This is a genomic window from Janthinobacterium sp. 64, from assembly GCF_002813325.1.
Taxonomy (GTDB): Bacteria; Pseudomonadota; Gammaproteobacteria; order Burkholderiales; family Burkholderiaceae_D; genus Janthinobacterium.
On sequence record NZ_PHUG01000001.1, the window covers coordinates 4,220,016 to 4,245,918 of the forward strand.

The window sequence follows — 25,903 nt, forward strand, 5'->3', positions numbered from 1 at the left end:
CGGGAATGGAGAAAATGATGGAATTGGCAAACAAGCAAATATATACGCAGGAACCAGGATTTTTCAAGCGCCTGAGCCTGATCGATTGGCTGTATGGCGCCGGCTTGCTGGCCGCCTCCCTGTTCGGCCTGATGCGCTTTGGCGCCTTCATGGATATCTATGAAAAGGCCATCTTGCTGGCCGCGGCGCCCACGTTTGCATGGCTGGGCTGGTACTGGAAGCCCGTGCGCTGGCTGATCCCCGTGGCGGCCGTGCTGTCGCTGTTCGCCATCGAGCTGTACGCCGGTCATCTGGACATGGCGAACCAGAAATTCTTCCTGAAATACATCTTGTCGAGCCAGTCCGCCATTCTGTGGATGGGCACACTTTTCGTGCTGTCGACCCTGTTCTACTGGATCGGCCTGGTGGCGCGCTCGGAATTCGGTTCGTCCGTCGGTTCCCTGCTGTGCTGGGCCGGCGTGGTCCTGGGCCTGACGGGCATGCTGGTGCGCTGGTACGAGTCTTACCTGATCGGCACCGACGTGGGCCATATTCCCGTGTCGAACCTGTATGAAGTGTTTATCCTGTTTTCGCTGATCACGGCCATGTTCTACCTGTACTACGAGCAGCATTATGCGACGCGCCAGCTGGGCGCCTTCGTCATGCTGGTCATTTCGGCAGCCGTGGTGTTCCTGATGTGGTACACGGTCACGCGCGACGCGGCCGAAATCCAGCCGCTGGTACCGGCCCTGCAAAGCTGGTGGATGAAGATCCACGTGCCGGCCAACTTCATCGGCTACGGCACGTTCGCCCTGTCGGCCATGGTGGCGGCAGCCTACCTGCTCAAATCGAGCGGCTACCTGGTCGACCGCCTGCCTTCGCTGGAAGTGCTCGACGACGTCATGTACAAGGCCATTTCCGTGGGCTTTGCTTTCTTCACGGTAGCGACCATCCTGGGCGCCCTGTGGGCGGCCGAAGCGTGGGGCGGCTACTGGTCGTGGGATCCGAAGGAAACGTGGGCGCTGATCGTCTGGCTCAACTATGCGGCCTGGCTGCACATGCGATTGATGACGGGCTTGCGCGGCCGCGTCGCCGCCTGGTGGGCGCTGGTGGGCTTGCTGGTGACGACGTTTGCCTTCTTGGGCGTCAACATGTTCCTTTCGGGCCTGCATTCTTACGGAAAACTGTAAAAGTAGGCACTTTAGTAACGTTTTTTTTGCATGACAGAAGCGTCATGAACGGCCCGGAAAAACTGGTGTAAGGTAGATCCAATCACCTTTTTCCGGAGCCGCCATGTTGATCAAGCGCAGTCCCAACGGCATCGAGTTGCCGTATTCTTCCGAAATCACGCCGCGCGCCGTGTTTGAATCGCGCCGCAGCTTCATCAAGCAAGTGGCGCTGGGCTCAATGTCCAGTGCGGCCTTGCTGGAAATGGCCAGCCGCGAAGCGTTCGCGCAAGGCAGCAATCCCAAGCTGGCTGCCAAATTGAATCCCGCCTATTCGGCGCTGGACAAGCAGACGGCCTATAAAGACGCCACCAGTTACAACAATTTCTACGAATTCGGCACGGACAAGAGCGACCCGGCGCAAAACGCGGGCACCTTGCGCACGCGGCCGTGGACGGTCAGCATTGAAGGCGAGGTCAAGAAGCCCATGACCCTCGATCTCGATGCGCTGTTAAAACTGGCGCCGCTGGAAGAGCGTGTCTACCGGCTGCGCTGCGTGGAAGGCTGGTCGATGGTCATCCCCTGGGTCGGTTATTCCTTCTCGGAAATCATCAAGAAGGTCGAGCCGACGGGCAATGCCAAGTATGTGGAATTCATCACCCTGGCCGACAAGAAGCAGATGCCGGGCGTGGGCAGCCGCGTGCTGCAGTGGCCGTATACGGAAGGCTTGCGCATCGATGAAGCGAACCATCCGCTGGCGCTGCTGACCCTGGGCATGTATGGCGAAACCTTGCCGAACCAGAATGGTGCACCGGTGCGCATGGTCTTGCCATGGAAATACGGTTTCAAGTCAGCCAAATCCATCGTCAAGATCCGTTTCGTCAAGGAGCAGCCGCGCACGTCGTGGAACCTGTCAGCACCGTCCGAATACGGTTTTTATTCGAACGTGAACCCGAACGTCGATCATCCGCGCTGGTCGCAAGCTTCCGAGCGGCGCATCGGCGAGGACGGGTTTCTCGCGCGCAAGCGCAAGACCCTGATGTTCAATGGCTACAACGATGTCGCTTCCTTGTACGCGGGCATGGATCTGAAGAAGTTCTTTTAAGGAAAGACCATGGCCCTCAACCCCACGCCGAGACAATTGTCGCTATTCAAAAGCCTGGTTTTTCTGCTGGCGCTGCTGCCGTTTGCCCGCATGGTCTGGCTCACGTACACGGGGCAACTGGTGGAGCCACTGGAATTCATCACGCGCGGCACGGGCGACTGGACCCTGTATTTCCTGTGCATCAGCCTGGCTGTCACGCCCTTGCGCCGGTTCACGCAATGGAATTGGCTGATCAAGCTGCGGCGCATGCTGGGCCTGTTCGTGTTTTTCTACGCGGCACTGCACTTCACCACGTTTTTATGGTTCGATCACTTTTTTGATGTGCAGGAAATGTGGAAGGATGTGCTCAAGCGGCCATTCATCACGGTGGGTTTCATCGCCTTCGTCTTGCTCATTCCGCTGGCCGTGACGAGCACGAACGGCATGGTCAAGCGCCTCGGTGGCAAGCGCTGGCAGTGGTTGCACCGGCTGATTTACATCATCGCGCCGCTGGGCATTTTGCACTTCTGGTGGATGAAGGCGGGCAAGAATAACTTCGCGCAACCGATACTGTTCGGCAGCATCGTCGCGCTACTGCTGTTAATACGCGTTTATTTCGCCTGGAGCAAGCGTGAGAAGAGCGCCAGGGCAGCGAATGCCGCCACCCCGGTACGCTCGATTTAGCTCGCTGGCACGATGACCGGTGGCGGCGGCACGGGGGCCGGTTCGACGGGGCCCTTGGCGGGTGCGCCTTTGGCCGCTGGCGGCTTGGGCAGGTACAGGGCGCCGGGCTGGCCACAGCCCGCCAGGACGCTGGAAACCACAATGGCGGTGCCGATATAAAACGCTGAGGATGACTTCACGATTAGAATCACGGTTTGATTAAGATCTTTGGAGTGTAGCATGAGCGAATCGGAATTCCTGGCCCAGGCCGAAGCCACCCTGACCCAGATCGCCACGGCGCTGGACCGGCTGAACGATGAAGACGTGCTCGACGTCGAATGCAGCCGCAGCGGCAATGTGCTGGAAATCGAATTCATCGACAACGGCACGAAAATCATCGTCAACAGTCAGGCCCCCATGCGCGAAATGTGGGTGGCCGCCCGTTCCGGCGGTTTTCATTACAAGCGCGTGGGCGATGAATGGATCAACACGCGCGACGGCTCGGAACTGTTTGCGGCCCTGTCGGCCATGGCCAGCGAGCAGGCCGGCGCGGCGGTGGTCCTGAAGTAATTCTGACTGCCGTGGCAATAAAAAAAGGGCAGCCTTTGCAGGCTGCCCTTTTTGCATGATTACCGTTTAAAACAATTCATTTTTGACGGCTTCCTTGGCTTTCTCTTCCTCCGGCGTGCCGCGCGCCGCGCCTTCCAGGCTGCCGACGCCCGTGCCCGGTGGATTTTCCGCGTAGTAATACTCGTCACCCACGCGTATCAGGCCTTCGGGCACGGCGCGTTCCTCGACGGGAATGCTTTTCAATGCCTTCGCCATGTAGCTGATCCAGATCGGCAAGGCAAGGCCGCCGCCCGTTTCCCGGTTGCCCAGGTTGCGCGGCTGGTCGTAGCCGATCCAGGCGATGCCCACCAGCTTGGCCTGGTAACCGGCAAACCAGGCGTCGATGGAATCGTTGGTGGTGCCCGTCTTGCCGGCCAGGTCAGGGCGCTTCAAGGCCATGGCTTTATTTGCCGTGCCGAAGCGCACGACGTCGTTGAGCATGCTGTTCATCATGAAGGCATTGCGCTCGTCGATGACCCGGTTGGCTTCCTCGCCCGCCAGGTCCGGCTTGGCTTGCGACAGGATATTGCCATCGCTGTCGGTCACCTTGGCGATCAGGTACGGGTTGATCTTGTAGCCGCCGTTGGCGAACACGGCGTAGGCGCCCGCCATCTGCAGCGGCGTCACGTTGCCGGCACCCAGGGCCAGGGTCAGGTAGGGCGGGTTCTTGTCTGCGTCAAAGCCGAAGCGCGTCGCGTATTCCTGTCCATACTTGGCGCCGATCTTGTGCAGGATGCGGATGGAAATCATGTTCTTCGATTTCATCAAGCCCTTGCGCATGGTCATCGGGCCATCGTATTTGCTGTCGTAGTTTTTCGGTTCCCACGCCTGGCCGCCCGTCTGGCCCGCGTCGAACGAGATCGGCGCATCGTTGATGATGGTGGCCGGCGACAGGCCCCGCTCCAGCGACGCGGAATAGATGAAGGGCTTGAAGGCGGAACCGGGCTGGCGCCACGCCTGCGTGACGTGGTTGAACTTGTTGCGGTTGTAATCGAAGCCGCCCACCATGGCGCGGATGGCGCCGTCCGTGGTGCTGGCCGAGACAAACGCCGATTGCACTTCCGGCATCTGCGTCAAGACCCAGGCGTTGCCTTCTTGCATGACGCGGATCACGGCGCCACGCTTGATGCGGCGGTTCGGTGCCGCTTTTTCCGACAGCCAGGCCGCGCCGAAGGTCAGGCCGGGGCCCGTAATGGTGATTTCTTCGCCGGCCGAGGTGACGGCCTGGAGGGACTTGGGCGATGCCTGCAACACCATGGCGGCGATGATGTCGTCGCTGTCCGGGTGGTCGGCCAGCTCCGTCTCGATCGCGTCGTCCGCTTCGGCCTTGGTTTTCGGAATCTCGATGTAGGCTTCCGGGCCGCGGTAGCCGTGGCGTTTCTCGTAATCCATCACGCCCTTGCGCAAGGCGATGTAGGCGGCGTCCTGGTCGGCCTTGGTGATGGTGGTGTAGACGTTCAGGCCGCGCGTATAGGTATCTTCCTTGAATTGCTCGTAGACCAGCTGGCGCGCCATTTCCGACACGTATTCCGCATGCACGCCAAAGGCGCTGCTGTCGGTCTTCACTTTCAGCTCTTCATTTTTCGCTTCTTCGAACTGCGCCGGGGTGATGTAGCCCAGCTGCGCCATGCGCTGCAGAATGTATTGCTGGCGCATGCGCGCGCGTTTCGGATTGACGACGGGGTTGTAGGCCGATGGCGCTTTAGGCAAACCGGCCAGCATGGCCGCTTCGGCCACTGTCAGGTCCTGGATATTCTTGCCGAAATAGATTTGCGCGGCCGAGGCGAAGCCATAGGCGCGCTGGCCCAGATAAATCTGGTTCATATACACTTCGAGAATCTGGTCCTTGCTGAGGTTTTTCTCGATCTTCCATGCCAGCAAGACTTCATACGCCTTGCGTTTCAAGGTCTGTTCGCTGGACAGGAAGAAATTGCGCGCCACCTGCTGCGTGATGGTCGAGGCGCCTTGCTTGGCGCCGCCCGTCAGGTTGTGCAGGGCCGCGCGCGTGATGCCCAGGTAATCAACGCCGCCATGTTCATAGAAGCGGTCATCTTCGATGGCCAGCACGGCTTTCTTCATGACATCGGGAATATCCTTGATGTGCACCATGTTGCGCCGCTCTTCGCCGAACTCGCCGATCAGCACACTGTCGGACGTGAACACGCGCAGCGGCATCTTGGGCTTGTAATCGGTCAAGGTATCAAGCGCTGGCAGGTTCGGATAGGCCATGGCCAGACCAAAGACCACCAGCAAGACGCCGACGATGCCCAGACCCAGCAGCGATACCAGGGCCATCAACAGAAAACGTTTGGGTTTGCTGCCCTTGGTGGGCGGCTTCGAGCCAGCGGAGCCAGCGGAGTTTGAAGATGTCATGCGTCGTATGTCTTTCGGTTAATTATGCCGGCCAATTATAAGCGAGCTTGCCGGGGTGGCAGCGCGCTGTGGCGCTTGCCGGGGGCGTGTTGAAACTTGTCGATACTCTATATAAGCGTGTATTGGCCCGCTGGCAACCAGGATTTGGTAACAATTATTCTGCGCCAGATCACGGCCGGGCCAGATAGGTGCCGCGCGCCGCAGACACCAGCGTGAAATCCATTTACAAGCCAGCGCTGCCGGGACTAGGCTTGGGATGGCAGCAACCCCTCCCACGCTGACGTTTCTCCATGAAAAACATGTCCATCCGCAGTGTTCTTGGCATCGGTTTGCTGGGCGTCGACATGGCGGACGATGCCGTGCGCGTGGTCGAGCTGAGGCGCCGGCGAGGGAAGCTGTCGTGCCAGCATTGCGGCAGCGCCGCGCTGGCGCCAGGCGTGATGATTGATGGTCATGTCGAAGATCCGCAGGGCCTGGCCAGCGCCGTGCGCCTGGCATGCCGCAACAGTGGCAGCGGCTGCACCCGCGTGGCCCTGGCCATGCCGGCCACGGCCCTGATCACGCATGCGATTCGCCTGCCGGCAGGCTTGCCGGAGGAACAGCTGGAAATCCTGGTGGAACTGGAGGCGGCCCAATACATGCCGTTTGCGCTGGAAGACGCCAGCCTGGATTTTTTCATTCTCGGGCCCGCGCCGCCGCTTGCCGGCCAGACAGAGCGGGAGATAGAGGTGCTGCTGGTGGCGGCGCGGCGCGCCAGCGTGCAGCGCCGCCTCGATGCGGCCATGGCGGCCGGTTTGACGCCCATCGTCATGGATAGCGAGGCGCTGGCCCTGCAGGCGGCACTCGCGCAGGGGGGCTGGCAAGCCTTGCCGGACGGCGGCCTCAGTTATCAGCTGGCCTGGGGGCTGGCTTTGCACCGGTACGCGCGATGATGGCCGTGGCGCAAGTGCCGGGCATCAACCTGTTGCCGCATCGGCAGGCGGCACGGCGCCGGCGCAGTCAGCTGCTGCTGTGGCAACTGGCCGGAGGAGCGGTGCTGGGATTGCTGTTGGCCCTGGCGGCGGGCGCCTGGCTGCAGCACCAGCTCGACGCGCAACTGCGTCGCCAGCAAGGCTGGCGCCATGCCATGCAGCAGGTGAATGCCGTCCTCGCCTCCGGCAAGCGGGTGCAGGGCGAGACGGCGGCGCTGCTGCTGCGCCAGCAGGCCATTGCCAATTTACAAGCGCAACGCCATGCCTGGGTGCGCATGCTGGATGTGCTGGCCCAGGCGATGCCGGCCGGCGTGGCCTTGCACAGTGTGCACCAGGAAACGGCGCTGGTGCGCCTGCAAGGGCAGGCCGTGTCGCAGGACAAGGTCGCGGCACTGTTGCTGGCACTGGAGCAGGCTGCGCCTTGGTCCCGCCCGGCATTGGTGGAAGTGCGCGGCGTGGCCGATGGCGCCGTGGAATGGACGATACGGCTGGCGTTGGCACCCGCTGTGCAATCTTAGTCGTGGAGGTTGATCATGCTGAGCTTGAAGACCGCGTCGCTGTGGCCGCTACCCGCGCGCCTCGCGTGCGCCACCCTGGCCGGCGCGCTGATGGCCGCGCTGCTGCACGCCATCTGGCTGGCTGGACTGATGGCCGCCGTGCAGCTGGCGCAAGGCGAGGAAGGCCGCTTGCGCGCCGATTATCTGTCGGCGCAGGCCAAGGCGAAGCAGTTGCCGCAGTGGCGTGCGCAGCAGCGCCAGGCCGGCGCCGAGCTGGCCCAGCTGGAACAGCAATTGCCCGACCAGCAGGCGATGGCGGTGTTGTTGACGGACATCAACACCGCAGGCCAGTCGCGCGGCCTGCAATTTTCGCTGTTCAAGCCCGGTGCGGTGCGGCCGCAAACGCCGTATGTCGCCTTGCCGATCACCATACAGTTGCGCGGCGGCTATCACGCCATGGGCGCGTTGCTGGGGGACTTGGCGCGCCTGCCGCGCATCGTTACGGTGCATGAGCTGGCCTTGACCCTGGGCAAGGATCGCTTGCTGACCCTCGATGCCGTGCTGCAGGCGTATCGCTTGCCCGACGCGGGGGAACGGGCAGCGCAAGCGGCTTTGGCGTCCAAGGCGGCCACACCCGCAGCGGTGCCAGCATGGCGCCCGCTTGCCGCTGTCGCGCCGCAGCCGTACGCGGCCGCCGCCCTGGCCGACCCTTTCAATGCATTGCCGCCAGCGTCCGAGTCCGGTCAGCGTGGCAGCGTGGCGGGGCCCGACCCGCGCCGCGTGCGCGAGCCGCTGGAAAGCGTCGCCTTGCCGGCCATCAGCATGGTGGGCAGTGTGCAGCAGTCTGGCCGCCTGAGCGCGCTGCTGCTGGCGGGCCCGCGCGTGTACCGGGTGGCGGTGGGCCAGTATCTGGGGCCAGACCACGGCCGGGTCACGCAGATCAGCGAACAGGCGCTGCAGTACAAAGAGTTGCTGCCGGACGCGGGCGGTGGCTGGCGTGAACGGCATGGCAGCCTGTCCCTGCAAAGGCCGGGTGACGCCAGGGCCAGTGTGCCGGAGGCCACGCCATGAAGCCGTCTATGTGGATGTGTTCGATGTGTTGGCTATTGCTGCCTGGCACCGCCCTGGCCGGGGACGAGGCGGTGGTGCAGGTGACGGCGCCGCGCCTGTATGCGGGCGAGAAAATCTCCGTCGACTTTCAGAACGTGGGCGTGCGCGCGGCCCTGCATATCCTGGCCGATGCATCGGGGCAAAACATCATCGCCAGCGACAGCGTGGCGGGCAACCTGACCTTGCGCCTGCGCGACTTGCCGTGGGACCAGGCGCTCGACGTGCTGCTGCAAGCCAAGGGGCTGGACATGCGCCGCAATGGCAACGTGCTGTGGATCGCGCCGCGCGAGGAAATGCTGGCGCGCGAAAAACTGGAGCTCGAAGCGCGCGCCCAGATCGCGGAACTGGAACCCTTGCAATCAGCCATCTTCCAGCTCAACTACCAGAAGGCCGAAGCGTTCCGCAGCGTGTTCGGCCTCGATGCGGGGGAAGGGCGCAGCCGGCTGCTGTCGCGCCGTGGCAGCGTGCTGATCGAACCGCGCACGAATCAGCTGTTCGTCACCGACGTGCCGGCGCGCCTGGAGCAGATCCGCCAGTTGATCGCCAAGACGGATATTCCAACGCGGCAAGTGATGATCGAGGCGCGCATTGTCGAGGCAAACGACAGTTTCAGCCGCAACCTGGGCGCCCGCCTGGGCTTTACGGACCAGCGCCTGGCAGCGGGCCAGCCGCCCGGTTTTTCGCTGGGCGGCAGCGGGCGCCGTGCGGCCATTGGCGGCACGTATCAGGGCGTGGGCGAGGCGACGGGGCAAACGGTGGCAGGCAGCGGCGCCTTCGTGCCGAACTCGCAATTCGTCAACTTGCCGGCCGCCAGCATCAATGGCTTGCAACCGGCCAGTTTCGCCCTGAGCCTGTTTTCGGCGGCCGCCAACCGCTTCTTGAACCTGGAATTGTCGGCGCTGGAGGCCGATGGCAGGGGCAAGATCATTTCCAGCCCCCGCGTGGTGACGGCCGACAAGGTGCTGGCGCTGATCGAGCAGGGCATCGAATTGCCCTACCAGGTGGCCACCAGCAGCGGCGCCACGTCGATCACGTTCCGCAAGGCGAATTTGCGTCTGGAAGTGACGCCGCAGATCACGCCGGACGGCAACGTTGTGCTGGAAGTGGATGTGAACAAGGATAGCGTGGGCCAGGAAACGCGTTCCGGCTTCGCCATCGACACCAAGCATGTGCGCACGCAAGTAATGGTGGAAGACGGCGGCACGGTGGTGCTGGGTGGCATTTATCAGCAGTCCGAACGGGGTACGGACAGCAAGGTGCCGCTGCTGGGCGACATCCCCGTGCTCGGTGTTTTTTTCCGCAGCACGGGCCGCAGTCAAGAAAAAACGGAACTGATGGTGTTTATTACGCCGAAAATAGTGGCAGATCGGCCAGCAACACGTTAATGTCACATCTTTACGTTTAAGTAACAATGCACACGAAAGCGGACGGATGGCGACTATGCGGAATTTTTCTTTAGGCAATACTTCTTGGAGTAGGGCATTGAATTGGCTGGCTTTGCTGGTCTTGAGCACCGTGCTGGCCGCGTGTGGCGGCGGTGGCGGCGATCCGACCATCGATGGCGGCAAGGGCGGTGGTACCACCGGTGGTGTGGCCGCGACGGTCACGGTGAGCCTGTTGAACTCGGCCGACCAGCCTGCCAGTACGTTAAGCAGCACCGCGCCGCTGACGGCCAAGGCGCTGGTGATCGATAAAAATGGTGCTCCGGTCAGCAATACGATAGTCACTTTCGCCTCCGACGCCACACTGGTAAAGCTGTCGTCGACCAATGGCACGGCGCTGACGGACGCCAAGGGCTATGCCAGCATCACTGTCTCGGCCTTGAATGCGACGGTCACCGGTGCGGGCAAGCTGACGGCCACTGTCGCGGCGGGCACCGCCACGGTCACCGGCGAGGCGAGCTATGAAGTCAAGGCGGCGCAGGCTGCGGGCGCCAAAATGACGCTGTCGCTGTTCAGTGGTGGCAGCGCCAGTAACGCGCTGTCGAGCGCCACGCCGCTGACGGCCAAGGCCATCGTCACCGATCTGAGTGGAAAACCGATTAGTGGTGCGCTGGTCATGTTTTCTACCGATAACGCTTTGGCGTTGCTGTCGTCATCGACTGGCACGGCGCTGACCGATGATAGTGGCATAGCCAGTGTCATCTTGCGGCCAGTCAGTTTGTTGGCCAGTGGCGCTGGTACTCTGCTGGCCACCAGCACGACCAACGGCGCCACCGCCAACAGCCAGGCCAACTACGTGCTGGGTGCCACCGAATTGTTTGCGTCGAACCTGACATTTTTACCCACTGCTATCGCTGCTTATGGCTCCACGACCATGTCGGTCGATATCAGGTCTGGCGATAGCATGACTGCTGGCACCCCGTATTTGGGGGCTGGTGCGACTGTCCGATTCAGCTCGCCCTGCATTCTGGCAGGAAAGGCCAGCGTGGCCACTGACGTCGCTGCCAGTAACGGCAAGGCAACGGTGGTGTATCGCGATCTCGGTTGCAGCAACACCGACAAGATCAATGCCAGCGTAGTTGGCAGTAACAGCGCCGCGCACGCCTCCCTGCCCGTGGGCTCTCCCGCACCGGCATCGATACAGTTGTCAGCCGTGAGTCCGGCAGGCAAGTCCATTGTGATCAAAGGGCAGGGCGGCTTGCTGCGCACGGAAACGGCAACGCTGACTTTCCGCGTGTTCGATACCTTTAACAAACCGCTTGCCGGCCAGGATGTAACGTTCTCGCTGGACGACGGGGCTGCCGTCACCCTCAATAAGTTGACGGACACCACCGATGCCAATGGCGAGGTCATTACCACGGTCAATTCCGGTACGACGCCGACCACGTTCCGCGTGAAGGCGTCACTGAAGTCCTTGATGTATACGTATTCCGACTCCATCCTCGTCACGACCGGCAAGCCCGTGCAATCGGGATTCTCGATTAGCGTGGGCAAGTCGAATGTGGAAGGCTGGTCGTATGACAGTCCTTTGAATGCACCGGCTACCACCGTCACGGTTTTGCTGGCGGACCAGGCTGGCAATCCCGTTCCTGACGGTACACCGGTCGCATTCCAGAGTAGTCTGGGCGCCATTGGATCGTCCAGCATGGGCGGTTGCATCACCGCCAATGGCGGTTGTTCCGTGGACTTCCGCAGCCAGGAGCCGCGCACGGCAAGCAATCCACCCGTCACACCCTGCAACGATGTTAGCAATGGTGGTACGGCAGACAAGCCGTGGCCGGGTCTGGCGTTGATATGTGCCAGTACGACTGACGGCAGCAAGCCGCTATTTGTCAGAACGGCCATTTTCCTGAGCGACAGCCACGCCGATAACGTCACATTGTTCGATGGATCAACTAACGTCAGGCTCGGCGGAAGCGTCTATGATCTTGGTACCGTGAAGGCTGCGGATGTACGTCAATTCAGCGTGCGGATCAGTGATTTTCAGCAGAATCCCATGCCTTCCGGTAGCACGGTGTCGATTAGCAACATGGTCAACGGTAGCGCCACGATATTGCCCACCAGTGTGCAAAATATCTTCCCGCACAATACCGCTGGCGTCGATGACAGGACAGGAAGCAACATTCAAGGTAACCAGGGAAGCTGGCATGCCGTTACAATTAACAGCCTGACGCCGACCAGTTGCACGATCCCGTTGACCAGCACGTTTAATGTGACGGTGACCACGCCGCTGGGCAATATCACCAGTTATCCGTTTAAACTGGCATTCTCTTGTCCTTGACGCGAGGGGAACGGGCAGTGCTGCACAGGGGGCAGGCTGCTCGTGGTGTGCGTTTATTTTCTGATTGATATAAAAGTGTCTGAAATTTCCAACAGTAATATTTTCCTTGTCGGCCTCATGGGCGCAGGCAAGACCACCATCGGGCGCATCCTGGCCCGCAAGCTGGGCTTGCGCTTTGTCGATTCCGACCATGAAATCGAGGCACGCACGGGAGCGACCATCCCGTGGATCTTTGAAATCGAGGGCGAGGCCAGCTTTCGCCGGCGCGAGGCCGAGGTCATCCGCGACCTGAGCGCCCAGGAAGGCATCGTCATGGCCACCGGCGGCGGGGCCATCCTCAATGCCGACAGCCGCGCCTACCTGAAGGAACGGGGCACGGTCGTGTATCTGCGCGCCAGCGTCAGCAACATCCTCGCGCGCACCAGCCATGACAAGAATCGTCCGCTGCTGCAGACGGCTGACCCGCGCAGGAAGCTCGAAGAGCTGACGGCGCAGCGCGAACCCCATTACATGGAAGTGGCCGACATTGTCATCGACACGGGCCGTCCTAACGTACAATCGATGGTCCAGACCATCCTGATGCAGCTGGCCAGCCTCGAATGCGAAGCTTCGCCCAACTGCGTCATTCATGCAGAGCCTTCGATGAACGAGCAATCCAAAATGTTGTTGAGCGTAGACCTCGACGAACGCAGTTATCCGATCGCCATCGGTCCTGGCCTCCTGGCCGACGCCGATGCGCTGCTGCGCCATATCAGCGGCCACAAGGTGGCCATCGTCACCAATACCACCGTTGCGCCCCTGTACCTGGGCCGCCTGCAGGCAGCGCTGGCCAGCGATGGCCGGGAAGTGATCTGCATCGTCCTGCCGGACGGCGAAGAATATAAAAACTGGGCCAGCCTGATGCAGATCTTCGACGCGCTGCTGGCCAATAAATGCGACCGCAAGACCACCCTGGTGGCGCTGGGCGGCGGCGTGATCGGCGACCTGACCGGCTATGCTGCCGCCAGCTACATGCGCGGCATCGGCTTCGTGCAGGTGCCCACCACCTTGCTGGCGCAGGTCGATTCCTCCGTCGGCGGCAAGACGGGCATCAACCATCCGCTGGGCAAGAACATGATCGGCGCGTTTTATCAGCCGCGCGCCGTGATCGCCGATACCTCGACCCTGGAAACCCTGCCGGCGCGCGAGCTGTCGGCGGGCCTGGCCGAAGTGATCAAGCATGGCGCCATCATCGACGCCGCGTTTTTCGACTGGATCGAGGCGAACATGGCCAAGCTGATGGCGCGCGACAAGGGCGCGCTCGCGTATGCGATCGCCCGCTCGTGTGAAATCAAGGCCGACGTGGTACGCCAGGACGAACGCGAAGGCGGCTTGCGCGCCATCCTGAATTTCGGCCACACCTTCGGCCACGCCATCGAAGCGGGTCTGGGCTACGGCCACTGGCTGCACGGCGAAGCCGTCGGCTGCGGCATGGTGATGGCGGCCGACCTGTCCTGCCGCATGGGCTATATCGACCAGGCGGCCGTGGAGCGCGTGCGCAAGCTCGTCGCCGCCGCCGGCTTGCCCGTCAAGGCGCCCGACCTCGGTGTCGCGCGCTGGCTGGAACTGATGGAAGTGGACAAGAAGAACGAGGGCGGCGCCATCAAGTTCATCCTCTTGAAACCGCTGGGCAGCCCGAGCATCACGTCCGCGCCGCACGAACTGGTACTGGCCACCCTGGCCGCCGGAGTGGCTTGATCATGATGCCGGAAGACTTCCTCGCTCCCTATGCAGCCCATTCGGCACAGGGGCAGGGACGTCGCTTTGCCGAGGCGGCGCACGCCTCGCGCAGCCAGTTCCAGCGCGACCGTGACCGCATCATCCATTCCTCGGCCTTCCGCCGCCTCGAATACAAGACGCAGGTGTTCCTCAATCACGAGGGAGACCTGTTCCGCACGCGTCTGACGCACAGCCTGGAAGTGGCGCAGGTGGGCCGCTCGATTGCGCGCAACCTGCGCCTGAACGAAGACCTGGTCGAAGCCATCGCGCTCGCGCATGACCTGGGCCACACGCCGTTCGGCCACGTGGGCCAGGACGTGCTCAATGAATGCATGCAGGCGCACGGCGGCTTCGAGCACAACCTGCAAAGCCTGCGCGTGGTCGATACCCTGGAAGAGCACTACGGCGCCTTCGATGGCTTGAACCTGATGTTCGAGACGCGCGAAGGCATCTTGAAACACTGCTCGCTGGCGCATGCGCGCGAACTGGGGCCAGTGGCCCAGCGCTTCATCGACCGCACGCAACCGACGCTGGAAGCGCAGCTGACCAACCTGGCCGATGAAATCGCCTACAACAGCCACGATATCGACGACGGCCTGCGTTCCGGCCTGATCACCATCGCCCAGCTGGAAGAGGTGGAATTCTTCGGCCGCCTGTGGCGCGACGTGCAGCAGGCGTTTCCCGGCCTGTCGGGCCGGCGCGCCATCTACGAAACCCTGCGCCGATTGATCACGGCCCTGGCCGACGATCTGATCGTCACGTCGAATGCGCTGATCCTCGACGCGGCGCCGCGCGATGTGAACGAAGTGCGCGCCAGTGCCCCGCTGATCCGTTTTTCGGATGCCATGCGCCGTGACGCGACGGACCTGAAACGCTTTTTGCGGGCAAACCTGTACCGCCACTACCAGGTCAACCGCATGCGGGTAAAGGCGAGCCGCATCGTGCGCGAACTGTACGACAGCTTCATGGCCGAACCGGCCCTGCTGCCGCCCGACTATCAGGTCAATGGCGATGATGTGACCAAGCAGGCGCGCAAGATCGCCGACTACATCGCCGGCATGACGGACCGCTACGCGATCCGCGAGCACCGCCGGCTGTATTCGCTCGACGAGCTGTAACGGTCACTGCGGGCACCGATCTACCCCTTGGGATGAATTGTCAACGTAGGTCGGATTAGGCCGCAGGCCGTAATCCGACAACATTGTTGGCGCGGCCGGTGGTGGTGTCGGATTACGCGCTTGCGCGCTAATCCGACCTACCCATTACTCCGCATTGCCGATCCTGTCAATCGGCATGATCATCTAGGTCCCCACCCGATCACCCCAATATCCGTACGGCAACTTCTTTTCTATCATGGCAGCAAGTCAACAAGGGCTTGCCGCCCATAGTCAAGGAGAGTGTCATGATTGAATCGCGCCGCAGTTTTTTGCGCGCCTTGCCAGCCGTTACCATCGGGGCGGCCATCGCGCCGCTGCCCGGCAAGGCCGCCACCAGGGGCGAAGGCGGCCAGCGCTGGGCGATGGTGGTCGATGTGCAGAAGTGCATCGGCTGCCAGGCGTGCACGGTCTCCTGCATCATGGAAAACGCCGTACCGGAAAACAGCTTCCGCACCGTTGTCTCGACCTATGAAGTCAAGGAAGAAAACCGCTGCGGCACCTACATGCTGCCGCGCCTGTGCAACCACTGCGCCAATCCCCCCTGCATTCCCGTCTGTCCCGTGGGCGCCACCTTCCAGCGCAAGGATGGCGTCGTCGTCGTCGACGGCGACCGCTGCGTGGGCTGCGCCTACTGCGTGCAAGCCTGTCCGTACGACGCGCGCTTCATCAACCACGAAACGGGCAAGGCCGACAAATGCACGTTCTGCGCGCACAGGGTCGATGAAGGCCTGCTGCCGGCCTGCGTGGAAACCTGCGTCGGCGGCGCGCGCATCTTCGGCGACCTCAATGACCCTGAAAGCCTGGTGCACCAGCTGCTCAGCGAGAACAAGGTGAAAGTGCTCAAACCCGAGCAAGGCACCCAGCCCCACGTGTTTTACCTGGGACTGGACACGCGCTTCGCCGGCCACGTCGAAGGCGAAGCGACTCTTTGGCAACCGAGCAAACACGGGAAATAAACCATGGACAGCCACATCACAGAAATTGTCAACGTCACGCGCGAAGCGGCATGGCTGCCGTGGGCGGTGCAGTATTTTTTCCTCATCGGACTCAGTTACGGCAGCTTCATGCTGACCTTGCCGTACTTCGTCTTCGGCCGCAAGGCGTATGAACGCCTGGGGCGCATCGCGTTGCTGGCGTCCCTCGTCTGCGGCATGACGGCGCCCGTGGCGCTGCTGGCCGACCTGCACGGGCCGGGCCGCTTCTACCACTTCTATATTTACTTCCAGCCGCAGTCGTGGATGTCGTGGGGCTCGTTCTTCATTCCCCTGTATCTGGGCTGCCTGATGCTGTACGCGTGGCTGGCGCTGCGCGTGGATTTTTCCACGCGGGGGCAGGGCCAGGATCGTCTGGCCTGGGCTTACCGCCTGCTGGGACGCGGTGGTGCCACATCGCGCAAGGCCATCGTCAGCGCCGCCGCCTTCACCTTGCTGGCCGCCTTTGTCGTGGGCCTGTACACGGGCATGGAAGTGATGGTGGTGCGCGCCCGTCCCCTGTGGTTCACGCCTTTCCTGCCGGCGCAATTTGCCGCTACGGCCTTTGTGGGCGCCGTGGGCCTGGCGCTGCTGTTCAACCGCTTCCTGCCGGGCCGCGAGCAGGCGCTGGAAGTGTCCTTGAACCGCGCGCTGGCCCTGTCGCTGGCGCTGGTGCTGGCGCTGGGCGGCGGCTGGCTGTTCGTCAGTCTCTCTGGCGTGAGCGCCAGCCACAGCATGGCCTTTACCCAGGTGGCGGGCATGCCGCAATGGCAGTTCACGGCTGTGTGGGCCGTGCTGTCGTCCATCGTGCCGATGGCGCTGGCCATCTGGCGCCCGGCCACGAGTGGCCTGGTGAACGGCCTGATCGCGCTGCACAGCGCCTGGATGATGCGCTGGACGATTTTCATCGGCGGCCAGACGATCCCGAAAACGGGCGCGGGCCTGTACGACTACCACCTGCCGATGGGGAACGATGGCTTGATGGGGATTATCGGCACGGCTGGCCTGTGGATCGCGCTGCTGTTGCTGATGCTGGAATTTTTGCCATGGGCCGGACGCATGCTGCGCAACCGTCCCGCCATGGCCACGCACTGAGGAGTCAAAAATGAACGAACGCACACACAACGACGACCGCAACGACGGCCCGGAAGATGAAAATGAAAAACGCCGCAAGCTGCTGCGCTACGGCGCCATCGGCGGCGGCCTGGCCGCCTTTGCCGCCAGCTTTTCCACCACGGCCGGCCGCATGGTCGACCACGCGCTGGGCAAGGACAAAGCCGTACAGCGCTTGCACGGCAATTCCCTGCCGCCCGAGTTTTCCGTCGACACGGCCACGGGCAAGCTGACCGTCAACCCGGACCAGCAGGTCAGCTACACCATGTGCATGGGCTGCACCACGTTTTGCGGCGTGCGCGTGCGCCTGGATAAAAAAAGCGGCAAGGTCTTGCGCGTGGCGGGCAACCCGTACAGCCCCATGTCGGCCGACCCGGCGCTGCCTTACCAGACCTCGATCCGCGACAGCTTTGTCTCGCTGTCGCGCTTCCAGGAAAAGGGCTTGAAGGGCCGTTCGACGGCATGCGGCCGCGGCAACGGCGTGCTGGAACAGATGGAGTCGCCGTTCCGCGTGCTGGCGCCGATGAAGCGCGTGGGACCGCGCGGCGGCGGCCAGTGGGAACCGATCGCCTTCGATCAATTGGTCAAGGAAGTGACGGAAGGCGGCGACCTGTTTGGCGAAGGCCACGTGCAGGGCTTGCGCGCCTTGCGCGAGCTGGAAAAACCGATCGATCCGGCGCAGCCGGAACTGGGCCCGCAAGTCAATCAGGTAGGCCTGATGTGCAGCACCGACGATGGACGCCTGGCGTTCGGCACGCGCTTTTTCAAGCAGTCGTACGGCAGTCTGAATCTGGTCAATCACGGTTCGTATTGCGGCGGCGCCTACCGCAGCGGCTCGGGCGCCATGTTCGGAGACATGAAGAAGATGCCGCATGCGAAAGTAGACCTGGAAAACACGGAATTTTGTATTTTTGTGGGCACGGCGCCGGGCAATGCAGGCAACCCGTTCAAGCGCCAGGGCACCCTGATCGCCAAGGCCCGTTCGGGCAAGCGCGCATTCAGCTATGTCGTCGTCGACCCCGTGCTGACGAATGCCGACAGCCTGGCGGCGGGCGACCGCAGCCGCTGGGTGCCGATCAAGCCGGGCACGGATGGCGCGCTGGCCATGGCCATGATCCGCTGGATCATCGAGCACGAACGCTATGACCGCAACTTCCTCGTGCAGCCGAACCTGAAGGTGGCGGAAGCGGCCGGGGAGGCCGCCTGGTGCAACGCCACGCATCTGATCATCAACGAGAAAGGCCATCCGCGCGATGGCCGCTACCTGCGCGCGTCCGACATCGGCGCGGTGGAGCAGGCGGAAGAAGAGCGCTACAAGGATGGCGACGCCTTCTGCGTGATCGACGCCGCCACGCAAGCCATCGTGCCGCACAATGCCGCCAAGGGAGAAGGGCGTTTGTTCTTCGACGGTCCGCTGGACGTGCTTGGCGCGCCGCTGCACCTGAAGACGGCCATGACGATGCTCAACGAGGAAGCGCAGCGCCACAGCATGGACGAGTATTCGGCCGCCTGCGGCATCGGGCGCGACATCATCGAAGGCCTGGCGCAGGAACTCACCAGCCATGGCAAGCGCGCAGCCGTCAATGCGCACGGCGGCATGATGTCGGGCGCCGGTTTCTATAACGCCTATGCGCTGGTCATGCTCAATACCCTGATCGGCAATTTGAACCGCAAGGGCGGCACCCTCGTCAACGGCGGCAGCTTCAAGGATGCGGGGCCTGGGCCACGCTACAACCTCGAGAGTTTCGACGGCGAGATCAAGGCGGCCGGCATGCCGATCGGGCGCAATGTGCCGTATGAAAAAACCTCGGAATTCAAGCTGAAGAAGGAAGCGGGCAAGGCCTATCCGGCCAGGGCGCCGTGGTATCCGAATGCGCCCGCGCTGGCGACCGAGTGGCTCACCAGCGCCATGAACGGCTACCCATACACTCTGAAGGCGCTGATCCTGTGGAGCTGCAATCCCGTCTACGGCATCACGGGCTTGCGCGCCCAGATCGGCAAGGAGCTGGCCGATCCGAAGAAGATTCCCCTGATCGTCGCCATCGACCCCTTCATCAATGAAAGCTCGGCGTTTGCCGACTACCTGCTGCCCGATACCCTGCTGTATGAAAGCTGGGGCTGGGCCGGCGCCTGGGGCGGCATGCCCGTCAAAATGAGCACGGCGCGCTGGCCCGTGGTCGAACCGCGCGTGCAAAAAACGCCGGACGGCCAGACCATCTGCATGGAATCGTTCTTCATCGCGCTGGCAAAAACGATGGCCTTGCCCGGCTTCGGTCCGGATGCCCTGCAAGACATGGATGGCCAGCGCTTCCCCCTGCAGCGCGCGGAAGACTGGTATCTGCGCGGCGGCGCCAACATCGCCTGGCAGGGAAAGACGTCCGTGCCGGAGGCCAGCGACGACGACATCGAACTGTCCGGCGTTGCCCGCATCCGCTCCGAACTGGAGCGCACCCTGAAGCCGGAAGAGTGGCGCAAGGTGGCCTTCATGCTGGCGCGGGGAGGGCGCTACCAGAGCTATGGCGAGATGTTCGGCCTGCGCCTGCCGCCGCCTGCGAACCCCAAGGCGCCCGCTGCTGCCGTGCCGGTGATCGACGAGACGCCGTATCCGCAGGACTGGTCCACGCACCGTTATTTGAAACCGATGATGCTGTACAACGAGGGCCTGGGCGTAAGCAAGAACAGCTTGAGCGGCAAGCGCTTCCCCGGTACGCCCGCGTGGAGAGTGGCGGCGTTTGCCGACGGCACGCCCGTGCGTAAAACCTATCCGGCCAGCGAATGGCCGTTCGAGTTGATCAGCTATAAATCGGCACTGCAGAACTCCTACAGCATCGGCGCGCGGCGCTTGCGCGGCATCCATCCTGACAACCCCGTCGCCGTGCATCCCGACGATGCGGCGCGCTTGAAGCTGGAAAATGGCGATGAAATTGTGCTGGAAACGCCGGGCGGCAAGGCCAGGGCCACGGTGATGCTGCGCCATGGCGTGCAGCGGGGCGTGATCGCCGTCGAACACGGTTTCGGCCACAAGGAGCATGGCGCGCGCGCGCACCGCATCGGCAAGCTGCGCCAGCCCGACGAGCCGGCCATCGGCGCTGGCATCAACCTGAACGATCTGGGATTGACGGACCCGAGCCGCGGCGACAAGAACGTGTTTGTCGATCCCGTCTCGGGCACGTCGGTGCGGCAGGGACTGCCGGCACGCATCGTGCGGGCTTAAATCTCTCCGCTGGCCATCAGCAGCCGGGCCACCTCGGCTGCCGAATGCAGGCCCAGTTTTTCCATCGTGTTATGGCGGTGCACCTGCACCGTCTTGTCGCTGATGCCCAGCTCGCGGGCGATGACTTTCGACGCTTTGCCTTCGGCCATCAAGAGCGCCACTTCGCGTTCGCGCGCCGTCAGCCTGGCCAGCGCCGATTGCGCCGTATTCGCGCTGGCGGCGCTGCGGCTCTCATCCACGCTGCGGGCCACGGCGCGCGAGACGGCGTCCAGCAATACCTGATCCTTGCACGGTTTTTCCAGAAAATCGCAGGCGCCTGCCTTCATCGTCTGCACGGCCATGGCCAGGTCGCCGTGGCCGCTCAAGAAAATCACGGGTAGCGAGATCGCATGGCGCGCCAGCTCCTGTTGCAGTTCCAGGCCGCTCATCAAAGGCATGCGCACGTCGAGCAGCAAGCAACCGGGCGCATGGCCGTCATAGCGCTGCAGGAAATCGCGCGCCGATTCGAACGTCTGCACTTGCCAGCCGGCCGAATCGAACAGATAGGCCAGCGAGCGGCGCATGGCGGCGTCGTCGTCGACGACAAAGATGATCGCATCGCTTTCATTCATGGTGTTTCCTCTTGGTTTTCCTTGTGCGCTTCCATACCGGCATCTTCGGGCAGGCGGAACCAGACCGTCAAGCCTGGCGCATCGGCGTTGGCGTGCGCCGACAGGCTGCCGCCGAACGATTCGATGATGCTTTTGCTGAGCGACATGCCCAGGCCCAGGCCTTCGGCCTTGGTGGTGAAAAAGGGTTCGAACAATCGCGCCATCTGCGCCGCCTGCAGGCCGCAACCGGCGTCGCGCACGGCCACCGTGCAGGCGCCGTTTTCGCGGTGCAGCAGCACGCCGATGGGGTGCCCCGGATTGTCGTTTTCCACCTGCGCATCGAGCGCGTTCTTGAGCAAATTGAGCAGCACCTGCTGCACTTGCTGCGGGTCGGCCAGCACGCGCGGCGCAAGCTTGGCGCTGTCGTGGCGCCAGTCTATCCGCGCTTGCGGATGGGCCGCGCGGAACAGCGATACCGCCTGCTCCACGGCGTCGGCCAGGGCGAAGGCGGTGCTGTGCGCGGGACGTTTTTGCGCCATCGCGCGGATGTGGCGGATGATGGCGCCCGCGCGTTCGCTTTGCGTGGCGATTTCCTGCGCGCCGTCGAGCAGGGGCGCCGCATCGAGCCGGCCCGCCGTGATGCGGCGCGCCATGCCGCGCGCGAAATTGCCGATGGCCGCCAGCGGCTGGTTCAATTCGTGCGCGATGGCGCTGGCCATTTCGCCCAGGATCGCCAGGCGCGCCGTGTGGTCGAGCGTGGCCTGGCGCTGGCGCGCCTGTTCTTCCAGCGCGCGCTGCTGGTGCTGGGCGGCGCGCAATTGCTCCGTGCGCCGGCTGACCAGGTATTCCACACGCACCGTGTGCACAGCCCAGGCCACGAGCAGGGCCAGCACCAGCAGCATCCAGCCCCAGTAGCGGCGCAGGGCCGTCTCGAACGTCAGCTTGTCCAGATAGGCGTAGGGACCGATGTGCAAGTCGCGGAACAGTTCATCGACGATCTGGTAATCGCTGGGCACCGTCCAGCTGTAACCTTCATCGGTACGCGGCATGGCGAGCAAGGCTTGCGCCACCTTTTTGGCCAGTGCGGGCGGCGTCTGGCGCAGGGCCACGAAGGGCCAGTCCGGATACAGCCGCGACGAGCTGGCGCAGCGAAAGCCGGGTATCGGGCGCGTGGTAATCACGCGCAGTTCATCAGCGCGCACTTCGCCGCGTGCCACCATCTGTTCCAGCAGACACGTGCGCACGATACCGGCATCCATGCGTCCCGCCCGCACGGCGTCGACGATCTGCTGCGAGGGGAAACCGCTGTAGCGCAGGCTGGCGAAATCATGCGTGGGATCGATGCCCCCTTCGCGCAGTTCGCGCGCGGCGATCTGGTAGCCGCCAAAGGCATCGGGCGCCACGGCCATCACGTTCTTGCCCGCCAGGTCGGCCAGGTCATGCAGCGGCGAAGTACTGCGCACGACGATGGCCGAACCGATGGCCTGGCGCGGCGAGTCCGTCCACGGTGATTCGAGGGTGGCGATGCGGCTGGCGCCGTCGCTGTGTTCGAGCGCCACGTAATGGCCGCTGCTGGTGATGGCAAAGGCGATCGCTTGCGACTGCACGGCGCGCGTCAAGCCCGCCTGGTCGTAGTCGGCCAATGTAAAACGGATGCCGGGAATGCTGGCCTGCAGGTGGCGCGTCACGTACGACCAGTCTTGCTGCACGGCGTCGGCGCCCTTGTAGGCGAGCACGCCAATTCTCACCTCCGGGACCTCTGGCAGTGCGTCATCCGCTTGCGCGCCGTGCAGACACAGCGCCGTCAGCGCGAACAGTAAAAAACGTCGCACTAGAACATGCTGCGCTGCGCCGCGCGCGCATCGCCGAACAGGTCCAGCAGCAGTTTCTTGATCGGTGCGGGCAGCGGCGCGTCTGCAATTTTTGCGCCGTCGTACCAGACGTGCGTCGCTTCCCCAGCCAGCGCCAGACGGCGCGCCAGGGTGACGCGGCAGGGCACGATGTGCAGCTTGTAGTGGGTGAAGACGTGCACGATGGGCAGCAGCCGTTCCTGCGTTTCGATGGTGCCGAACGGTGCCACGGCGCGCGCCAGCGCCTGCTGGTCGATGTCGCGCGGAGAGTCGTCGCCGGCCAGCACGTGGCCATCGAGTTCGGGCAGCGACAGCAAGCCGCCCCAGATGCCCGAGCCGGGGCGCTGTTCCAGCAGCACCTGGCCATCGTCGATGACGACCAACATGACGGCATGTTTTTCCGGGCTGGTTTTCTTCGGTTTGCGCACAGGTAAATCCTTGGTGCGGCCGGTGGCGTAGGCCACGCAGCGCGGCTGCAGCGGGCAGCGGCCGCAATCGGGGCTGCTGCGCGTGCACAGCGTGGCGCCGAAATCCATCAAACCCTGCGTGTAGGCTTCGATACCGGTTTCAGGCAGCAGCGCTTCGGCGCGGCGCCACATGGCTTCCTCGACCCGTTTTTCGCCGGGATAGGCATCGATGCCAAACGTGCGCGCAAACACGCGCTTGACGTTGCCGTCCATGATGGCCGCGCGCGTGCCGCTGGAAAACGCGGAGATGGCGGCCGCCGTCGATCGGCCGATGCCGGGCAGGTCGGCCAGCAGGGCCGGGTCGCTGGGGAAGACGCCATCGTATTCGGCCACCACGCGCTGCGCGCACTTGTGCAGGTTGCGCGCCCGCGTGTAGTAGCCGAGGCCGCTCCATTGCGCCATCACGTCTTCCACCGGGGCGCTAGCGAGGTCGCGCAGGGTGGGAAAGCGTTCGAGGAAGCGCGCGTAGTAGCCGAGTACGGCGGTGACCTGCGTTTGCTGCAGCATGATTTCGGACAGCCAGATCAGGTAGGCATCGCGCGTGTTTTGCCATGGCAGCGCATGGCGGCCATGCTGCTTTTGCCAGGCGATGACGGTGGCGGAAAAAGTCGGGTCGACGTAGTCTTCCAAAGGGGCCGTGCCCGTGGCGGGCGAGAGCGGATGCAGCAGACGTTTCATGCAGGATTCCAGTGTTTTTGTTAGGTCGCGCTGGCGGCGCGCAGGGTGGCCAGCAATTGCGCCAGCTGCGCCTTGTCGCGTTCAAGCGCCGCCAGGCTGGCCTCGAAGCCGGCGATTTTCTGTTCCAGGCTGCCCGTGGCGTCGTGGATGCGCTGGATCGAGGCAAAGCGCAGTTTCAGCTGTTCCTTGTACTCGACGATCTGCGCTTCGAGCGGTGCCATGATGACTTTCAGCCAGGCGCTGGCGTCGTCGTTGGCGTTGGTGAAACTGCGCCGCACGCGCGAGGCGATGGTGTCGAAGAATTTCTCCATCAGCACGACCCTGCTGGTGGTGAGCAGGGTCGCCGTGCCGAACTGCTTATGGTAGACGGCTTCGATGTCGGCGATTTCCTGGCGATAGCGGGCCAGCGAAAACGGCATCGGTAAGGCCAGCGCCAGGCCGTGTTCGGAGGCGAATTTACGGTACATCACGTTCATCATTTCCGTGATCTCGGCCGTCTTGCCTTCCGAGCGATCCAGGTTGCTGGCGATGCGCTCGAAATACTGGCGCACGGCTTCGCGCAGGCCCGTGAAAAAGCGGCTGCGCTGCATGGCCGCGCGCACGCCATCGATATCGTCGCGCACGATGTCCATGCCCAGGCTCGTGTACAGCTCCGTCGACAGGCGGGTAAACACGGCGCGCGTCGCTTGCAGCTTGAACAGGCTGCTGTCGAATTCCTTTTTCTCGATATCGATGCGCCGCATCATGTGGGCGATCACGCTCTGGTTCTTGCCGCGCAGGCTGTGCAGCTCGTGCAGCTGCTCGGCGATGCCGCGCGCGCGCGCCGCCGCCTGCACCTGCTGCGCCGCTTCGATGGCGTCCAGGTCGAACGCCAGCTGGCGCCGGATGATGTCCTTGCGCGCGGGGATCAGCTCCTCGAACAGGGCCGTTTCCAGCGCCTGCAGGCGGCTCTTTTCCAGCAGCGCCGCATCGTGGTTGATCTTGCCCACCAGGGCTTTTTGCGCCGACACTGGAAACACCTGGCCAGCGTCGAGCGTCAGCAGATGCGCCACGCTGGCTTGCTGGCGCTCGATCGCTTGCGCCACCTCGGCATCGCCGCGCAATTCGTCCCACATGCTGTCGATCTTGTTGAGCACCACCAGGCGCCCCGCGCCAGCGCCGATATGGTTGCGCCATACTTCGATATCGCTGCGCGTGACACCCGTGTCGGCCGCCAGGATGAACAGCACCGCATGCGCATTCGGGATCAGGTTCAGGGTCAGTTCCGGTTCCGTGCCGATGGCGTTCAGGCCGGGCGTATCGAGGATCACCAGGCCCTGTTTCAGCAGCGGATGGGGGAAGTTGATGATGGCGTGGCGCCACATGGAGATTTCCACCTGGCCGTCGTCGTCCAGCATGGCGGGGGCGTCCGCGTCGCCGGCGTCGTACAGGCCGTAGCGCGCCGCTTCCTCGACGCTGACTTTTTTCGTCAGGCTGACCTGGCGGATGGCTTCCTGCATGTCGTCGCCCGCATCGATGTTCAGGGGCAGGACGGTCCAGGCGGCGGGCAGGTCGCGGTAGTCGCTGGTCGACAGGTTCTGCGCGCGCGTCTCGATGGGCAGCAGGCGGATCGATGGCGGCCAGGCCGCGTCGTACAGCAGCTCGGTGGGGCACATGGTGGTGCGGCCCGCGCCCGAGGGCAGGATGCGCTGGCCGTAGCCGGCAAAGAAGATGGCGTTGATCAGCTCGGATTTTCCGCGCGAGAATTCCGCCACGAAGGCAACGGATAAACGGTCGTCGAGCAGGCGGGAGCCACAGCGCGCCAGGCGCAGCGCGGACGCGCCGTCGACCAGGCCCGCCGCGCTGGCGGCTTGCCGGTATGCCTGCAAGGCGGCCTGCACGTCCTGCCGCCATGCGCTGTATTGTTCCAAATCTCTGACCATCAGGCCCC

Annotated in this window: 19 protein-coding genes and 1 pseudogene; 14 read left to right on the forward strand and 6 right to left on the reverse strand. The window is 63.3% G+C overall.

Features of this window, described 5'->3' with window-relative positions; genetic code table 11:
• Window positions 1-17 precede the first annotated feature (17 nt).
• From ccsB to CLU91_RS18580, 3 genes are all read left to right on the forward strand, one after another.
• Window positions 18-1,169 (forward strand): c-type cytochrome biogenesis protein CcsB, encoded by a 1,152-nt coding sequence (gene ccsB, locus CLU91_RS18570; protein WP_100875312.1) that lies wholly within the window; start codon window positions 18-20, stop codon window positions 1,167-1,169.
• A gap of 103 nt (window positions 1,170-1,272) precedes the next feature.
• On the forward strand, window positions 1,273-2,250 hold the full coding sequence (gene msrP, locus CLU91_RS18575; RefSeq protein ID WP_100875313.1) for a protein-methionine-sulfoxide reductase catalytic subunit MsrP: 978 nt from the start codon (window positions 1,273-1,275) through the stop codon (window positions 2,248-2,250).
• 9 nt (window positions 2,251-2,259) lie between these two features.
• Window positions 2,260-2,913 carry a sulfite oxidase heme-binding subunit YedZ gene (locus CLU91_RS18580; protein WP_100875314.1) on the forward strand — a complete coding sequence of 218 codons (654 nt, stop codon included), beginning with the start codon at window positions 2,260-2,262 and terminating at the stop codon, window positions 2,911-2,913.
• Here CLU91_RS18580 and lptM read toward each other — a convergent pair.
• A complete protein-coding gene (gene lptM / locus CLU91_RS18585; RefSeq protein ID WP_100875315.1) occupies window positions 2,910-3,092 on the reverse strand; it encodes an LPS translocon maturation chaperone LptM in 183 nt (60 codons plus the stop codon). The genes CLU91_RS18580 and lptM overlap by 4 nt on opposite strands.
• Window positions 3,093-3,132: 40 nt before the next feature.
• Between lptM and cyaY the strand changes: the two genes are divergently transcribed.
• Window positions 3,133-3,462 carry an iron donor protein CyaY gene (cyaY, locus tag CLU91_RS18590; RefSeq protein ID WP_100875316.1) on the forward strand — a complete coding sequence of 110 codons (330 nt, stop codon included), beginning with the start codon at window positions 3,133-3,135 and terminating at the stop codon, window positions 3,460-3,462.
• Window positions 3,463-3,528: 66 nt separating this feature from the next.
• Here the strand turns inward: cyaY and CLU91_RS18595 are convergent, their stop codons facing one another.
• Window positions 3,529-5,874 carry a penicillin-binding protein 1A gene (locus CLU91_RS18595; protein WP_100875317.1) on the reverse strand — a complete coding sequence of 782 codons (2,346 nt, stop codon included), beginning with the start codon at window positions 5,872-5,874 and terminating at the stop codon, window positions 3,529-3,531.
• Between the two features lie 299 nt (window positions 5,875-6,173).
• On the opposite strand from CLU91_RS18595, the gene pilM reads away from it, so the two are divergent.
• The 10 genes and pseudogenes from pilM to CLU91_RS18645 all read left to right on the forward strand — a co-directional run bounded on the left by pilM (window position 6,174) and on the right by CLU91_RS18645 (window position 20,388).
• Window positions 6,174-6,806, forward strand: a complete 633-nt coding sequence (gene pilM, locus CLU91_RS18600; protein ID WP_157814730.1) for a pilus assembly protein PilM — start codon at window positions 6,174-6,176, stop codon at window positions 6,804-6,806.
• Complete coding sequence (locus tag CLU91_RS18605) at window positions 6,803-7,363, forward strand: PilN domain-containing protein (protein ID WP_100875319.1); 561 nt, start codon at window positions 6,803-6,805, stop codon at window positions 7,361-7,363. The genes pilM and CLU91_RS18605 overlap by 4 nt, the downstream gene beginning before the upstream one ends.
• Before the next feature lie 15 nt (window positions 7,364-7,378).
• The gene (locus CLU91_RS18610; RefSeq protein ID WP_100875320.1) at window positions 7,379-8,413 is read left to right on the forward strand and encodes a pilus assembly protein PilP; all 1,035 of its coding nucleotides are present in this window, start codon (window positions 7,379-7,381) and stop codon (window positions 8,411-8,413) included.
• Window positions 8,414-8,511: 98 nt separating this feature from the next.
• A pseudogene (locus CLU91_RS18615) lies at window positions 8,512-9,837 on the forward strand (type IV pilus secretin PilQ); the annotation flags it as partial.
• A gap of 97 nt (window positions 9,838-9,934) precedes the next feature.
• Window positions 9,935-12,175, forward strand: coding sequence for an Ig-like domain-containing protein (locus tag CLU91_RS18620; RefSeq protein WP_198521359.1), 2,241 nt, complete (start codon window positions 9,935-9,937; stop codon window positions 12,173-12,175).
• Between the two features lie 117 nt (window positions 12,176-12,292).
• Window positions 12,293-13,912, forward strand: coding sequence for a bifunctional shikimate kinase/3-dehydroquinate synthase AroKB (gene aroKB / locus CLU91_RS18625; protein WP_100875323.1), 1,620 nt, complete (start codon window positions 12,293-12,295; stop codon window positions 13,910-13,912).
• A 2-nt stretch (window positions 13,913-13,914) separates the two neighbouring features.
• Window positions 13,915-15,051 carry a deoxyguanosinetriphosphate triphosphohydrolase gene (locus CLU91_RS18630; RefSeq protein ID WP_100875324.1) on the forward strand — a complete coding sequence of 379 codons (1,137 nt, stop codon included), beginning with the start codon at window positions 13,915-13,917 and terminating at the stop codon, window positions 15,049-15,051.
• A 284-nt stretch (window positions 15,052-15,335) separates the two neighbouring features.
• A complete protein-coding gene (dsrO, locus tag CLU91_RS18635) occupies window positions 15,336-16,046 on the forward strand; it encodes a sulfate reduction electron transfer complex DsrMKJOP subunit DsrO (RefSeq protein WP_100875325.1) in 711 nt (236 codons plus the stop codon).
• Window positions 16,047-16,049: 3 nt separating this feature from the next.
• A complete protein-coding gene (gene nrfD / locus CLU91_RS18640) occupies window positions 16,050-17,156 on the forward strand; it encodes an NrfD/PsrC family molybdoenzyme membrane anchor subunit (RefSeq protein WP_100875326.1) in 1,107 nt (368 codons plus the stop codon).
• Between the two features lie 10 nt (window positions 17,157-17,166).
• On the forward strand, window positions 17,167-20,388 hold the full coding sequence (locus CLU91_RS18645) for a molybdopterin dinucleotide binding domain-containing protein (RefSeq protein ID WP_100875327.1): 3,222 nt from the start codon (window positions 17,167-17,169) through the stop codon (window positions 20,386-20,388).
• Here the strand turns inward: CLU91_RS18645 and CLU91_RS18650 are convergent.
• Genes CLU91_RS18650 through CLU91_RS18665 form a run of 4 tightly spaced genes read right to left on the reverse strand, consistent with a single transcriptional unit; the run spans window position 20,385 to window position 25,895 of the window.
• Complete coding sequence (locus tag CLU91_RS18650) at window positions 20,385-20,999, reverse strand: response regulator transcription factor (RefSeq protein WP_100875328.1); 615 nt, start codon at window positions 20,997-20,999, stop codon at window positions 20,385-20,387. The two genes, CLU91_RS18645 and CLU91_RS18650, sit on opposite strands and share 4 nt — an antisense overlap.
• Window positions 20,996-22,810, reverse strand: a complete 1,815-nt coding sequence (locus tag CLU91_RS18655) for a sensor histidine kinase (protein WP_198521360.1) — start codon at window positions 22,808-22,810, stop codon at window positions 20,996-20,998. Before CLU91_RS18655 ends, CLU91_RS18650 begins: the two co-directional genes overlap by 4 nt.
• Entirely contained in the window at window positions 22,810-23,973 is a 1,164-nt protein-coding gene (mutY, locus tag CLU91_RS18660; protein WP_100875330.1) for an A/G-specific adenine glycosylase, read from the reverse strand. Before mutY ends, CLU91_RS18655 begins: the two co-directional genes overlap by 1 nt.
• Before the next feature lie 20 nt (window positions 23,974-23,993).
• Window positions 23,994-25,895, reverse strand: coding sequence for a dynamin family protein (locus CLU91_RS18665; protein WP_100875331.1), 1,902 nt, complete (start codon window positions 25,893-25,895; stop codon window positions 23,994-23,996).
• Window positions 25,896-25,903 lie beyond the last annotated feature (8 nt).